This is a genomic window from Lacrimispora sp. 38-1, assembly GCF_049890855.1.
Lineage (GTDB): Bacteria > Bacillota > Clostridia > Lachnospirales > Lachnospiraceae > Lacrimispora.
Genome location: NZ_JBANEW010000051.1, coordinates 1 through 15,179, shown reverse-complemented (window position 1 = coordinate 15,179; position 15,179 = coordinate 1). Strand labels below are relative to the sequence as shown.

The window sequence follows — 15,179 nt, the reverse complement described above, 5'->3', positions numbered from 1 at the left end:
GTGTGGAAAATAAAGATTTTCCACACGGCAAATTTGTGCTGTTGCCCAGATTCGAGGGTTCGCAGCAGAAAGAGGTTTCTATGCAAAGTATTGGAATTGATTTGGGCAACACCTCTGTAAAAGTCGTGGTTCTCTCAGAAAAAAAGGAAATAGAATACAAAAAGTGTATTACGCATTATGGCAGCCCGATTTCTGTTTTGGAGGAAATTCTATCGGAGATAGAAAAGGAATTTTCCAAAGAAAAAATTGCTTATGGAGCCTTTACAGGAATCGATGTTGCAGTGCTTCATGAAAATTATAAAAAAGTAAGCGATGTTCCTGCCATTGACAAGGGTTTAAAAATGCTATGTCCGGATATCAAATCGGCAATAGAAATAGGGTCGCAAAATGCAAGGTATTTGACCGGATTATCTGGTACCGGTGCACCTGCTTTCGCGGTCAATGAAGGTTGTGCAGGCGGTACCGGTTCTTTTTTCGAAGATCAAATGTATCGTCTTGGACTAGATATAGAAGAGTATTCTAAATTGATAGAACAAGCAGAATCCGTTCCGCGCCTTTCGGGAAGATGCTCTGTTTTTGCAAAAACAGATATTATTCATAGGCAGCAGGAAGGAGTGGGTACCCCGGATATTTTGTTAGGACTTTGCTATGCCACGATTAAAAATTTTAAGGCTACCATCGTAAAAAATATGCCGGTAGAAAAACCATTGGCTTTGTGCGGAGGTGTTACAAAAAACCAGGGAGTAATCCGTGCTGTAAAAGAGATTTTTGAACTTACAGATGGGGAGCTTTTTGTATCGGAGGATACGAATTACATACAGGCTATTGGAGCCGCTGCCATAGCTTTTGAAAATAGGTATACTATTTCTATAAATGAGTTGGAAGAAACCTTAAAAAGTCAGAATAATAAAAAAATTCTTGCTGAAGGTCTGCTACGGCTGCAGCGGCTGTCACTTTTGGAAGGAACAATTTTGAGTGATCCCATTTGCAGGAAGGTGATTGATAAAACCCATTGCTCGTTGGGAATTGATGTCGGCTCTACAAGTACGAATCTTGTATTAATAGATAAAATGGGGCAAATCGTAGATTTTCAATATTTACGTACGAAAGGCAATCCAAAAGAAGCTGTGAAAGAGGGACTTGCTAATATCCAAAAGAAATATGGAGACAGGATTGCTATTGATGCAGTTGGTGTAACAGGTTCCGGCCGGTATTTGATTGGTCAGATGGTCGGAGCTGATATAATTAAAGATGAGATAACTGCACAGGCAAGGGCAGCTGTTTATGCAGATCCCAAAGTAGATACTGTCTTTGAAATTGGCGGTCAGGATTCAAAATACATTTCCATGAAAAATGGAGAAGCAGTTGATTTTCAGATGAATAAAATCTGTGCAGCGGGAACAGGATCCTTTATAGAAGAGCAGGCAGGAAGACTACATGTACCATTAACAGAGTATGGAAAGATAGCGCTGTCGGCAAAGCAGCCGGTGGATTTAGGAGAGCGTTGTACTGTTTTTATTGAAAGCAACATTTCTGATTGTTTATCAAAAGGAGTAGAGACAGCTGACATTTTAGCAGGTTTATGCCACTCAGTGATACATAACTACCTATTTAAAGTCGTGGGAAATAAGCCAATTGGTGAACATATCGTATTGCAGGGAGGGGTCTGTTATAACCCTGCGGTAGTGGCTGCTTTTCAGGCGGTATATGGTAAAAGGATTACGGTTTCTCCGTACTTTAGCGTAAGCGGAGCCTACGGCGTTTCTTTACTGGCTGCACAGGAAATAGGAGATAAGAACACTCAGTTCAAAGGATTTACCGTATCGGAAGAGGAAGACAGCAAAGAGAATATTAGTAAGAATCATGAGCATATAGCTCAGAATATGAATTTTTATGACCAATCTAAAAAACTGTTTTTTGGAGATTATACAAGAGAAAAGGATTCTAAAAAAGAAACGATAGGAGTTCCCTATGTACTTGTAGTACATAAGTTGTTTCCAATGATTCGTACCTATTTTGAAGCATTGGGATTTAACGTGCTTCTATCTTCAGAAACCAACGAAGGGACCATTGCCCTGTCACAAAAGCATGCACAGGCAGAAACCTGTTATCCGGTCAAATTGATTTATGGACACATGGCAGAGCTGGCAGACAAAAGGGTGGATTATATTTTTCTTCCAAGCATCCTTACCATGAAGCATGAGTGCTCTCACGTCTATCATAATTACGGCTGTGTCTATATGCAGACGGCTCCAAAGCTGGTATTTGACAGCATGAAGCTTAACGAGAAGGGGATCAGGCTTTTAAATCCGTCCTTCTCTCTGGATTTTGGACAACAGGCAATGGCAGCGGCAATGGTAGAAGTAGGCATATCTCTCGGAAAAAGCAAATTAAGATGCGGCAAAGCACTTTTAGAAGGCGCAATGGCAGTTAGAAAACATACCGCTCAGGTGGAAAAATTAGGAGAAGAGCTGCTTGCAGGTTTAAAGCCGGACGAAAAGGTACTGGTTTTAATAACCAGAACCTACGGCATTGAAGATCCTGTGCTCAACATGGAGATCCCGAAAGAACTGTTAAAAAGAGGATATAAAGTAATCACCCTTTCCCATTTACCGGCCCACAGTATGGATATTTCGGGAGAATATGAAAACTTGTACTGGCCTTTTGGACAACACATTATTTCGGGAGCAAAGCTGATTCGCAACCACCCAAATCTATACGCAGTCTATCTGACCAATCATGGCTGTGTACCAGATACCATGCTATCCCATCTATTCAGAACGGAAATGGGAGATAAACCTTATTTGAGTATGGAAGTAGATGAACATTTCTCTAAGGTTGGGGTTATTACACGTATAGAGGCCTTTTTAAACAGCTTGGACAGCAGGAAGCCGGTTTCTGCAAATGGCAGGGATTATTTTATAAACCTTCCAAAGCAGAAAGTTTTTATACAGAAGACAGCAGAGAAGGACAAAATTCTTTATCTGCCATACCTTCCGCCCTATAGCATGATTGTGGCAGACAGGCTCTGTAAAAAGGGTTATCAGGCGAAGGTACTGCCAGTGACAGATAAAAAGACCCTGGCTCTTGGAAAAAGCAAAACAGTATCGAAGGAGTATTTATCCTTTGCAGCTCTTGCAGGAGATGTTCTGCGTCAAGCACAAACTGCAGAAAATGCCCAGTTCCTGATTCCGCAGACAGAAGGATCAGAGGCTGATGGGATGTATGCCAGAGTAATTCACGATATGATAGAGGATAAAGAAAAGAAGCAGATAAGAATTGTAGCACCGACAATGGAAACACTGCCGTTTTCGTCAGCATTTGCAGAAGAACTGTTTTTATGTTTATTGGCAGGTGATATTGTACTTTTTGCAAATAAAAGCAACCGTGAAAGTGTTTTAAAAAGCATTTTAGATGTCAAAGAGCTATCTGTAGAATTCCTGCAGGAATTAGTAAAAGGTATTTATGCAAAAACAAGAGAAAAAGCCATTATGCTAGTTGGAGAACCTTATATACTGTTTCATCCGTTTCTAAATTACGGTTTATTTGAAAAAATGGAAGAAGACCGAAATGTTTTATATATGCCTTTTTCAGAATATATGTATTATCTTTGGTCTTACCGGTATGAGACAAAAATAGAAAAGAAAAAGCTTATTAAGTTCAAAGCATGGATGGAAAAGATTTCAGAAGCAATGGGCGAAAATAGTCCGTTTGCGAGAGAATGTGATCATTTATTCGAAGTGGGAAACCAAATCCTGCCGAAGTTTGCGGGTGCAAATGGAAGATACCGTATTGCCAGGACGCTGTTGAAGGGTCAATATAAAGCTTACATAGAAATAGCATCTATGTATGAAAACACGCAGACCATATTAGAATTAGCAGGTGTAAAAAGAGAAATTAAAACATTTACTTTAAGCTTTGAAGGCTCAAATGAGGCCGCTTTAAAAGAGAGATTAGACTCATTTCTCTTTTATATGGACAGCCATTAATAAAAAGTGCAAAAGAAAAAATATACTTGGATTTGACATCATCTCCGGAAAAGAAAATGAAATTAAATAAGCGCACTCGGTCATTATGGACGAATGCGCTTGTTTGTTGTATAATGGTTAGCAAAAACTAACTTATATTTTAAAGAAGGTATTACTTTGCTGCCTATAATGTTCCATGTCATGAGAATATTTAGTAAATGATGACTTTTGAAAGGAGTTATTAATGATAGATATAACTGAAAATATAATATTGAAGAATACGTCTTTACCTGATCACGAAAAAGATGAGACAATCTGCTCTGTGATAGATGAACAGCGGAGCAAAGTTTTGATATTGTATGGTTGTCAATGCTTTCGTAGGAATCTATTTCAAACAGAGCCTTAACGATTCTTTCATCGTAATTAATTTTCATCTGTATGTCCGGAGCACATAAACTAAGCACTTTGGAATCCGCCTCTTCAATCTGTTTAGTATCCTTTAAAGGGTTTTCATTGATAACAGCATAAGATTTCTCCGACAGATAACGATATTCTAGTATTTGTGAAAGAAAACTTGTTTCTTCTATTAACATCACGAACAAGTCTCCGTTTTTATGTTCGACGGTATGAACTGCTCCGGAACCAATGCAAACCCCAGTGCATTGAAAGCAATTATCGTTTACAGTACAATGAAAGAATCCGTCACCTGAAAAATCAAATGCTTTGCAAAATGGCTGTGCCGTTCAGGTGAATGATAATCAGCGAAAAAACTGATATGGTCTTTTTCATCAATTATGATATTCATTTCGCGGCACCTTCCTTTGTTTTAAAATTTATCATTGAAGAGATATTATCTGTGTTTTCGATAAATTGGGATTCTAATGATGTAAATTACGTTCATACTTCTACAAATAAACTGGAATTCTTTTATCGGAATAACCCAATAATGAAAACGAGTGAAGCTGATATGAATGCAACAAGGGTACCTATTGCACATCCTTTTAACGCTCCTATAATGTGGTGCATTGGATTTCGATATTCTTCTTTCATATCTTCAGTACCTGGAATCATTAGTTTTTTACTATGACAAAAAATAATTAAATCAAAAACAATTAAGTCGTACAAATTTACCACTATAAATAATACGAATACATGAAAGAATGCCGTTTCAAACGTCCCTTTCCCTGAAAAATATACCAATACAGCTAAAAGCACCGCAATCAGCAATGTGCCCAATATTTTTCGTTTCCAATTCTTGTGTTCCACGGAAGTTATAAAATCTTTATACTGCGGTAATTCATAAACGCGTTTCTTTATCGCAATTGGATATGACGCAAATTGAGACAGTGGATTTCGATATTGTGCAGGCAGAATCAGAATCGTAAATAGGATACATAGTATCAAGCATTGAATAAATAATATCATCTATAAACCCTCCTTATTCCAATATTTAATTAGCTTAAACTAACCATTAGCTTAGATATAATAATCAATACTGTCAATCATCATTCGTTTTGACGATAATATTATAGCGATATAAGGCAGAAAAAGCGACGTAATTCCAATGCGCCTAAACAGAAAAACCGATTATGATAATCCAATGGCATTATCCAAAACAGAGGGGAACACCATTGGATTTTATAAGAAACACGTTATTTTGAAAAAAGTGCATTGTAGTTACGTATGCTGGCATCTCGTCCCTCATCTGTTAGCTTTGCCAAACCATCAAAGAGTTGAATATACCCCTCACGTTCCAGTGATTTAATGATTTTAGCAGTAAAGTCAATGCTCCAGTGAAGATGCATTTGTATAGTATTAACGCCTGCTTCTGCCGATTCTTCTTCGCTGTCCTCATGATTGGATAAATGGAACAGAAGTGTCGCCTTGGCAAATTCAATTTTCTGATTTCTGCGTTTACGCAGAGTATGGATAAGGCCTCGGTGCGGTGAGAAGATGAATACTACGAGAAAAACAATCCCCGTCATTACTGCCATGCTTCCCGCGATTGAAACGTCCAAAACAGCTGCGGCCTGATATCCGAGGATTCCATTGATTGCTCCGATAGCGCCGCTTAGAATCAACATACGTTTGAGATCGTTGGTTAGCAGATATGCTGTCACAGGCGGTCCAATCATAAAAGCCACTACAAGAACCGAGCCGACCGCCTGAAATGCGCCTACGGTTGTAAGCGATACCAGAGTCATCAGCCCATAGTGCATCAAAGCGGGAGAGAAGCCCAGTACGGCGGCCAGTATGGGATCGAAGGTTGCCACCTTTAATTCCTTAAAGAAGATGATGATGGCAGCCAGATTGATAAGTAAAAGTATCCCAGTGGTATAAATGGCCCTGGCGCCAATATCTGCTCCGCCTACGATCATACGGTCAAAGGGTGCGAAAGCCAGTTCACCCAAAAGCACGGAGTCAGTATCCAGGTGCACCGAGCCGGCATAGCGGGTAATCAGAATAATGGCCACGGAAAAGAGTAATGGGAATACCACCCCAATAGCGGCATCCTCTGCCAACAGCCGTGTTCGGCTAAGCAGTTCTGTCAGCCAAACGGTAACAACTCCCATCACTGCCGCACCCGCAATTAGGAGAGGGGAGGAGAGGTCATGGGTGACAAAGAAGGCCAACACGATGCCAAGCAGAATCGTATGGGTGATGGAGTCGGACATCATGGACATCTTCCGGAGCACAAGGAACACTCCCGGAAGAGCGCAGGCTACTGCCACAATAATAGCAATGATTTGAATCTCAATTTGTGGAGCCATCTGGTGCACCTCCTTCCAATTTGTATAGAATTTTATTTCTTCTGTGCCGGTACAACCTATGCAATATGCCTCTGCCGGGTGCAAACAGCACGCTAATCAATACAATAGCACTGACACATACCACAATTGCCGGACCGGTCGGCAGCTTTGAAACGAGAGAGCTGGCGGCGGTTCCCGCGACACCGGACACTGCGCCGAACAGGGCGGAAAGTATTACCATCACCCACAGTTTATTTGTCCACTGGCGGGCCGCCACAGCGGGAGTAATCAGCATCGCGCTCATCAGGATGACGCCTACCGTCTGTAACCCAATGATAATTGCCAGCACAATCATAAACGACAATAGCAGATTGAGCTTCTTGGGAGAAAAGCCAAGGCTTTGGGCAAAATCGCAGTCAAAGGTGAAAAGTTTGAATTCCTTCCAGAAAAGCAGTACTAACGCTAGCAATACCAGACCGCAGACACTCATCAGAATGATATCCCGCTGCAAAAGCGTGGAAGCCTGCCCGAATATGAAACGCTTGAGTCCAGCCTGATTGGAGTTGGGTATTTTCTGCACATAGGTGAGTAGTACAAGGCCAAGACCAAAGAATACCGACATCGTAAGTGCCAGCGCGCTGTCAAACTTAATACGGGTATGACGCACTATACTGATAATAAAAAGCGTTGCCAGCAGGCCGGAAACAAGAGCGCCCAATAAAAGTATCTCTGTATTTTTATTGCCCAGCAGAACAAAGGCCATGACCACGCCGGGCAGGGCGGAGTGAGATACGCCGTCCCCCAAAAGGCTTTGCTTGCGAAGTACTGCGAAGCAGCCAAGTACCCCACTGATCAGCCCCAAAAGAGCGGAGCCGAGGGCTACCGTTTGAAAGGTGTAGTCTGAGAATAAGGCGATTACGCTGTTCATGTCATACCACGCTCCTTAGAAGTGCGCCGGAGCTGTGATAGGTTTTCTTCAGATTTTCCTCGTGGAATACTTCCTCCACCGGTCCACTAGCAACCACATGCAGGTTGATCAGGGTCACCCAGTCGAAATAGTCCGGCACGGTCTGTAAATCATGGTGAACCACCACAACGGTTTTACCCTGCTCCTTCAGCTCTTTTAGCAGTGCAACAATTGCTCGTTCCGTCTGTGCGTCCACACCCTTGAACGGTTCATCCATAAAGTAGACATCTGCCTCCTGGGCCAGAGCGCGGGCAAGGAATACCCGCTGCTGCTGGCCGCCGGAGAGCTGGCTGATCTGGCGGGAAGCATATTCCTGCATACCAACCTTAGCCAATGTCTGATTCGTAAGCTCTATATCCGATTTACGGGGGCGACGAATCCACCCCAGCTTGCCGTAACAGCCCATCAGCACCACATCCTGAACGGTAGCGGGGAAATCCCAGTCAACGCTGCCGCTTTGGGGTACATAGCCGATACGTTTTTTTAGCGTTCGTACGTCACCGCCTCCATCCATAAAGCGAACCGCTCCGGTGACAGGCTTCAAAAGCCCCAGCATGGCTTTGATTAAGGTCGTTTTGCCGGCTCCGTTGGGGCCGACCACCGCCATCAGTTTCCCTTTGGGAATTTTCAGATCAATATCCCAAAGAACCGGTTTGGCGTCATAAGCTACGGTAAGATCCTCTACCTCCACCGCATAGTTTTGTTCTCTCTCCATATGGCTCCTCCCATCACTTTAAAGCATCCACTATTGTGTCAATATTTGCCTTGACGGTCAGGAGGTAAGTATCGGCTCCGGAATCCGCGTCGCCAAGGGAGTCGGAATAAAGCTCGCCACCAATGGCAACATCAAAGCCCTTCGCTTTTACCGCAGCCTGCAAGGCTTCAATGGTTTTCGGCGGCACGGAGGATTCCACAAAGATTGCTTTGATCTGCCGTTCTACAATGAAATTGGCCAGATCGCTTACATCCGCAGTACCGGCTTCTGCATCAGTACTGATGCCCTGCAGACCCCGCACCTCAAAGCCATAAGCTTTGCCAAAGTATTGAAACGCATCGTGAGCTGTGACCAGTACGCGCTGTGCTTCGGGCAGCTCTGCCGCCCGGTTGCGGATGTATGTATCCGTCTCATCCAGCTCTTTCAGGTAGGCGTCCAAACTGGCTTCATAATCTGCTTTTCCATCGGGGTCGGCTTGGGCTAATCCATCCGCAACGGTTTTAGCAGCAGCCTTCCACAAAGAAACATCGAACCAGATATGCGGATCATGCACCGAGCTGTTATCTTCCCACGCAAGGAGTTGGGATTCGTCCAGTCCATCTTCAATGCAAATGACAGTAGATCCCTGCTCGGTTAGATTTTCAAAAATTTCACCCATTTTGCCTTCCAGATGCAGGCCGTTGTAAACCACTACATCTGCTTTCTGCATTAGGGCAACGTCACCCGCGCTGGCCTGATATAAATGGGGGTCGATACCCGGTCCCATCAGACCGTCCACCGCAACCCGTTCTCCGCCGATTACTGTAGATAGATCAGCCAGCATGGTGGTGGTAGCAACGACATTTATTTTATCTTTTGAAGAATCAATGTTTGCCGCAGGAGCAGAGCAGCCCGCAAGCAGTAATGTTAAACTTAAGATTGTGCCTAAAAGGCCTTTGATTTTTTGATTCATGAGAAACCTCCTAAAAATATATTTGGTGTTATAACCCTGCTGTCTCGTCTACATAGATTTGACAGGCGGCCTTATAACTGATTTGAACACGCTTCCCTTCAAGGTCAAGCGTTAAGGGCCCTTCATATGCCGCGGCTTTCATAACGCATACCGGACTCCCGATGGTGATTCCGGTTTCCTGCAGATAGTCCAGCAATTCCTTTTCTTCCGTTACGCGCCGGATATGGGAAGCTGTGTCGACGGGAAGCAGGTTCAATGTTTGCAGCGGAGCGCGGTCAATCTGGCCATTGGGATGAGGAATCGCGCTTCCATGAGGACAGTACGCCGGATAATTCAGAAATTTATCCAGCCGGGCCGTCAGACGCGGGGGAGTGATGTGTTCCAGCAGCTCTGCGTCCTCATGCGCTTCACTCCACGAGTAACCGAGATGACGCATTAGAAACACCTCCCAGAGTCGGTGTCCCCGCACCAGCGAAATGGCAGCACGCATTCCTTCAGGTGTCAGGCGGGAGCCTTTATATGCCTCATAATGAATCAAGCCCTCCCGTTTTAGTTTTCCCAGCATCTCTGTAACAGAAGCGGGTGAAATCTGCAAAGCCTCTGCAATTTGCTTATTGTTCACCAATTCTTCCATTCCTCCAAGTTTGTAGATGGCTTTTAAATAATCTTCTTTATTTGGCGTCATTTTATTTTCCTCCGTTTTAGGTATACTTGCTACATGATTTGATGTGGGCAGCGAAAATGTTGTGTGAAGAGCAGCCCGGCTATCAAGTGCTTTTATCCTGCGAACGTCTTCGCAAGCCATCCAATCAATAGGACGAGAGCAGTTACAATCAAAGTAGGTATCTTACGGCGAAAAAGCCGTTTCGTATAAGCATCCATGATTTTCTCCCTTTGTATTTGTACTTGCCTCAAAGTTTAGGGATACCTAAACTTTATTATATTATATGCCTAAATGTCAAGAAGTGCAAGTAGTTTTATGAAATTAACTGTTTTACCATATCACTTTGTTAGGGGCGGGAAATAACGTTTCCCTTGACTAATTTATGATGCCTAAGAGGAAAGTGTTACGAATATAATATATAAAATCTGGAAAGAAGAGGACGAATGACTATGAGCCAGTTTCCCACACACGAATTCCATACCGTTCGCGGATATCAGTTGAAAAAACAAAACAAGAGCGGGCTCACGCCTGCTCTCGAGGACTATCTTGAAATGGCATACCGATTATGCCTGGAAGAAAATTATACCCGCGTGAACAAGCTTTCGGAGCGGCTGCATGTCCGCCCGTCATCTGCGTCGAAGATGGTTGCGAGGCTTGTTGGGCTTGGCTATCTGGAATACGACAGCTTTGAGAGTATTCTGCTGACCGGAGAGGGAAGAACAGCCGGCGCTTATCTGCTGGAACGCCATAATACTGTGGAGCGCTTTTTTATTATGGTGGGAAGCCCCAACCCTTTGGAAGAAGCTGAGTTGGTTGAACACACGCTGAGCACTTTGACAGTATTGGAAATAAAGGCACTGCTTGAGTTTTTTACGCAAAATCCGGATATTGAAAAACAGTTTAAGAAATTCAGGGATACAGTTGTTTTTCCTGAGATCTAAAAAGCAGCTCTACTATTTGATGACCACCAAACCGGGCGAACAGGTAAATAGCTGACTGCACTTTTTATTCTGATTAATAGGAGCGTTGCTACAAGTTTTTATTCTTTAATATATAATAACGATTAGTTAGAGAAGTTATAACTTGACATATTAAGTCAGCAATACAGTTTATAAAAGAACATTTATAATGAAATTAAATAAGCGCACTCGGTCATTATGGACGAATGCGCTTGTTTGTTATATAATGGTTAGCGAGAACTAACCAAAAATATGAAAAGAAGGTATTCAAATGAAGATAGAATTAAAGGGTGTACAGGAAACTTTATTAATTCCATTAGCTGCACGGGCTTTTGAAACAAAAAGTAAAAATCCGAGAATAAAAGATGTAAAAGCTGTGGAGATGGTATCAAAAATAGAATATGATTTTAGCAAATTTGATCGGAAGATGAGCAAGGAAGGGGTGATTGCCCGGACAATGATACTGGATCGTGAAACGCAGAAGTTTGTAAATGAATATCCAGATGTGGTGTGCATTTCCATTGGCTGTGGACTGGATACGAGGTACTATCGAATCAGGTATAATCAGGTACAGTGGTATAACATTGATTTTCCCGAAGTGATAGCTCTTAGAAAAAAACTGATTTATGAAAATAAGAATGTGCATTTTATAGGAAAATCTGCGCTTGATATAAGCTGGAACGATGATATTTATATAGAAGATAAAAAAGTGCTGATAATTATGGAAGGACTGCTTATGTATTTCACAGAACCCGAAGTGATACAGTTGTTTTGTATGATAAAAAATCATTTTCCTAATTGTACGATACTGGTTGAAATCATGCATCCTTTTATTGCAGGTTGTTCAAAACAACATGATACGATAAAGCATACAGATGCCGTATTCAGGTGGGGGACTCGTTCGGGAAAAGCTATGGAAAAGCTTTGTGAAGGACTGCATTTTGTGAAAGAATGGAATCTTTTTGATGAACTTAAAAGCAGAGGAGTTATGTTTCGGATAGCAGGAAATATTCCGTTTATTCGAAATAAAAATAACAAGATAGTAAAGCTGGTGTTACAATGAAAAAGGTGAAAACATAATGGATAAAAAGCTTTTTTTTGCAGATACAAAATATTCCCTTTCTTATGACGATATGATTGAATGCACACAGGTGATAGATGGTGGCATCATTTATTTTTATAATAGGAATTATATAATTGGTAAAACAACACAATATGAAATTTTTGATGGAATATGGCTAGTATATCATGATTTAGTACTGAACAGACCGGAATTATATCCGTTAGAAAGAGACGGCTTTATACAGATAAATTATTGTATTTCCGGAAGGTGTGAATTACATTATAAGAAAAGTAAAGTTTTTTATATTGGAGCTGAAGATTTTATTGTTGCCCTTTTAAAAAGCAAACAGTATAAACACTGTTTTCCACTCGGCAATTATATCGGCATTTCGATTATTACAACGAAAGAGAAATTAGATCATTTTTTGCAGGTAATATTTCCAAGCACGAAAATGACAAGTAGTAAATTGCTTATTAAATTAGAAGAGCACGCAGGATATTTTGTTTTAGCAAATCATTCTGAAATAAAAAGTATTATTCAGGAAATAAACCAATCCAATCAGGAATTTTTCAGAGAGAAGGCTATCGTGAAATTTGCTGAACTTATCTTGTTGTTAATGAATAGTGATATGGAATTGCAAACAAATAAAAAATATTATGATAAACAAATGGTAAACAAAGTGAAACATATTAAACACGAAGTAACTTCAAATATAGAACTACATGTAAAGATAGAAGAAATAGCTATCCAATACCAGATCAGTGCTAAGGCGTTTTCAGAATGCTTCAAGGAAATATATGGAAAAACATATTATGCTTTTGTAAAAGAATTTCGGATTAAAAAAGCTGCAGATTTATTACAAAAAGAAGATTATACAATAGGAGATATTTCCATAATGGTCGGTTACCAGAATGCAAGTAAATTTTCCAAAGCATTCTGTGATGTCATGGGAGTTACACCGATTTATTACAGGAAAAATCATTCGCTTCCTGTTTTGGATTAAAATGAAATAAATGGAGTAGATGAGCAGAAGGTAGTAGGCTATAATACTATATGGTTAGAACAAACTAACTAAGTAGTGTTATAGCTTTCTTTTTTCGAAAAAAGAGCCGGAACTAGTTCTTGATTTATCTTTTACCAGAAGCTTATTTAACCTTATCAAGCAAGTAGCGTATGCGGATTGCAAATATCCGCTTTGACTGACAACAGGAAAAAGATAATCTGTCTTATTATAATACAAGAGGAGACTTTATATGAATGAAAAATTAATGAGTGAAGAAAGCGTTTCTAAAATATTATTGAAATTTGGTATACCTGCAATTGTAGGATTTCTAATAACTGCTGTTTATAATTTTGTAGATGCTATATTTGTTGGTGGACTGGGAACGAGCGCAATGGGAGCATTATCGGTTGCATTCCCAATATCTATGATTACCATAGGCATAGGCTTGATTTTAGGAAGTGGTGCTGCATCTTTTGTATCCAGACTGTTAGGCGAAAGTGATATTAAGCAGGCTAATGTGATGTCTGCAATTGCATTTTGGGGAAGCACATTTCTGGGTCTAATTGCAATCATTCCCTGCATGATTTTTTTAGAAGAAATTTTAAGATTTTTTGGAGCGACCGATACGATATTGCCTTTTGCAAAAGAATATATGTACTTTTTTATTCCAGGGTCTGTATTTAATGTTATCAATATCGCATTGAACCATTTGGCCAGGGCAGAAGGGGCTAATAAGACAAGTATGAACACCTTATTAATAGGAGCTGTGTTAAACATTATTTTAGATCCTATCTTTATATACACATTTCATATGGGAATTGGTGGGGCGGCAATTGCAACGGTAATATCACAAATTCTTTCTACAATATTATTACTCCGTTTTTTTTATAGCAGCAAAAGCATTATTAAAATATCTTTTCGATATTTTAGACTATCAAAACAGATTTTATTTGATATCGTCAAAATAGGAACTCCAAATCTTGTTGTACAGATATTGTCAGGAGTATCGATTGGATTAATCAATTCCTCAGCGTTGCCATATGGAGACGCAGCAGTGGCGGCTATGGGTATAGTAAATAGAATCTTTGCCATAGGAAGCTATATAATAATAGGATTTTCAAAAGGGTTTCAGCCGATTGCAGGGTATTATTATGGTGCAAAAAAGTATGAGCGGTTAAAAGTGATACTACGTAAGTCATTAAATTGGACATTTTGCTTTTGCTTACTTTTGACTATTATTGAAATCGTATTTGCGAATCCAATCGTATCAATATTTACGAAGGAAGCGAACGTTCTTCAGATAGGTGTTCATGCCTTAAGAGTATACAGTATTGTGTTTCCTGCTTTTGGTTTTCAAACAATTTATATCGGACTATTTATAGCTTTGGGAAAAGGAAGGGAGAGCTTAATATTAAGTCTTGGAAGACAGGGTATATTTTTAATACCGATTGTACTAATTTTACCAACATTATTAGGTTTAAACGGAGTTATTTATTCTCAGCCGATTGCTGATCTGCTTACAATACTGCTAACAGTATATTTTGGTATTAGGTTAAAGAAATCAATGCTGTCATGGGATTAGCTTCGGCAAAAAATACTTTATGAAAAAATAATGAGAAAAGAGAGGTCTTTATGGAAAACAATTCGCTTCAAATAAAAGATTATATTAATATCGGGCTATTTACCGCTCTTTATTTTGTGGCTATGTTTATAACGGGAGCAGTCGTTAAAATAATCCCTGTTTTAATATTATTTATGCCTGCCTTTATTGGAATTGTATGTGGTACAATTTATATGCTTTTTGTTACAAAGGTCAAGAAAAAAGGAATGATTATTAGTATGGCATTTCTAATTGGAATACTTATGGCTATGATTTCTGGTCTATGGGTGCAATGTTAACAATTTGGTTATACAGAGATTGGGTTTTGGATAAAATGAAAGCAGCAGGAGGCATAACTTATTCAAAAATAATTGAAATGATTACCTCTAACTGGGTTTTGCCAGTTGTGATTGCAGGAGCTCTCTTAGGCGGTTTGCTTGGAGGAATGATAGGCAAAAAAGTATTACATAAGCATTTTATGAAAGCAGGGATTGTATAATTATGGCAGAAAAATACATTAATACAAAAGAATAAATAA

The 15,179-nt window shown here is 40.3% G+C and carries 13 protein-coding genes and 1 pseudogene; 6 read left to right on the top strand and 8 right to left on the bottom strand.

Annotated features, from left to right (window positions below):
• Nucleotides 1–2: 2 nt before the first annotated feature.
• Entirely contained in the window at nt 3–3,989 is a 3,987-nt protein-coding gene (locus V7D18_RS11080) for an acyl-CoA dehydratase activase (RefSeq protein ID WP_426154313.1), read from the top strand.
• An 83-nt stretch (nt 3,990–4,072) separates the two neighbouring features.
• On the opposite strand, the gene V7D18_RS11075 is transcribed toward V7D18_RS11080, so the two are convergent.
• The 8 genes from V7D18_RS11075 to V7D18_RS11040 form a co-directional block, all read right to left on the bottom strand.
• Nucleotides 4,073–4,561, bottom strand: a complete 489-nt coding sequence (locus V7D18_RS11075) for a hypothetical protein (protein ID WP_426154311.1) — start codon at nt 4,559–4,561, stop codon at nt 4,073–4,075.
• Nucleotides 4,562–4,647: 86 nt separating this feature from the next.
• Nucleotides 4,648–4,773 carry a hypothetical protein gene (locus V7D18_RS11070; RefSeq protein WP_426154309.1) on the bottom strand — a complete coding sequence of 42 codons (126 nt, stop codon included), beginning with the start codon at nt 4,771–4,773 and terminating at the stop codon, nt 4,648–4,650.
• Nucleotides 4,774–4,895: 122 nt separating this feature from the next.
• The gene (locus V7D18_RS11065; protein ID WP_426154307.1) at nt 4,896–5,393 is read right to left on the bottom strand and encodes a hypothetical protein; all 498 of its coding nucleotides are present in this window, start codon (nt 5,391–5,393) and stop codon (nt 4,896–4,898) included.
• Between the two features lie 227 nt (nt 5,394–5,620).
• The gene (locus V7D18_RS11060; RefSeq protein WP_426154305.1) at nt 5,621–6,739 is read right to left on the bottom strand and encodes a metal ABC transporter permease; all 1,119 of its coding nucleotides are present in this window, start codon (nt 6,737–6,739) and stop codon (nt 5,621–5,623) included.
• Entirely contained in the window at nt 6,723–7,646 is a 924-nt protein-coding gene (locus V7D18_RS11055) for a metal ABC transporter permease (RefSeq protein ID WP_426154303.1), read from the bottom strand. Before V7D18_RS11055 ends, V7D18_RS11060 begins: the two co-directional genes overlap by 17 nt.
• Before the next feature lies 1 nt (nt 7,647).
• A complete protein-coding gene (locus V7D18_RS11050) occupies nt 7,648–8,400 on the bottom strand; it encodes a metal ABC transporter ATP-binding protein (protein ID WP_426154301.1) in 753 nt (250 codons plus the stop codon).
• A gap of 13 nt (nt 8,401–8,413) precedes the next feature.
• Nucleotides 8,414–9,352, bottom strand: coding sequence for a metal ABC transporter solute-binding protein, Zn/Mn family (locus V7D18_RS11045; RefSeq protein ID WP_426154299.1), 939 nt, complete (start codon nt 9,350–9,352; stop codon nt 8,414–8,416).
• A 28-nt stretch (nt 9,353–9,380) separates the two neighbouring features.
• Complete coding sequence (locus tag V7D18_RS11040; protein ID WP_426154298.1) at nt 9,381–10,037, bottom strand: metal-dependent transcriptional regulator; 657 nt, start codon at nt 10,035–10,037, stop codon at nt 9,381–9,383.
• 428 nt (nt 10,038–10,465) lie between these two features.
• Here V7D18_RS11040 and V7D18_RS11035 point away from each other — a divergent pair, with 428 nt between their 5' ends.
• The 5 genes and pseudogenes from V7D18_RS11035 to V7D18_RS11015 all read left to right on the top strand — a co-directional run bounded on the left by V7D18_RS11035 (nt 10,466) and on the right by V7D18_RS11015 (nt 15,140).
• On the top strand, nt 10,466–10,957 hold the full coding sequence (locus V7D18_RS11035; RefSeq protein ID WP_426154296.1) for a metal-dependent transcriptional regulator: 492 nt from the start codon (nt 10,466–10,468) through the stop codon (nt 10,955–10,957).
• Nucleotides 10,958–11,246: 289 nt separating this feature from the next.
• Nucleotides 11,247–12,038, top strand: coding sequence for a class I SAM-dependent methyltransferase (locus V7D18_RS11030; protein WP_426154294.1), 792 nt, complete (start codon nt 11,247–11,249; stop codon nt 12,036–12,038).
• A gap of 16 nt (nt 12,039–12,054) precedes the next feature.
• Nucleotides 12,055–13,041 carry a helix-turn-helix domain-containing protein gene (locus V7D18_RS11025; RefSeq protein ID WP_426154292.1) on the top strand — a complete coding sequence of 329 codons (987 nt, stop codon included), beginning with the start codon at nt 12,055–12,057 and terminating at the stop codon, nt 13,039–13,041.
• A 250-nt stretch (nt 13,042–13,291) separates the two neighbouring features.
• Nucleotides 13,292–14,623: an MATE family efflux transporter gene (locus V7D18_RS11020; RefSeq protein WP_426154290.1), complete on the top strand. Its 1,332-nt coding sequence runs from the start codon at nt 13,292–13,294 to the stop codon at nt 14,621–14,623.
• Nucleotides 14,624–14,673: 50 nt separating this feature from the next.
• Nucleotides 14,674–15,140: pseudogene (locus tag V7D18_RS11015) on the top strand (MptD family putative ECF transporter S component).
• The last annotated feature ends 39 nt before the right edge of the window (nt 15,141–15,179 follow it).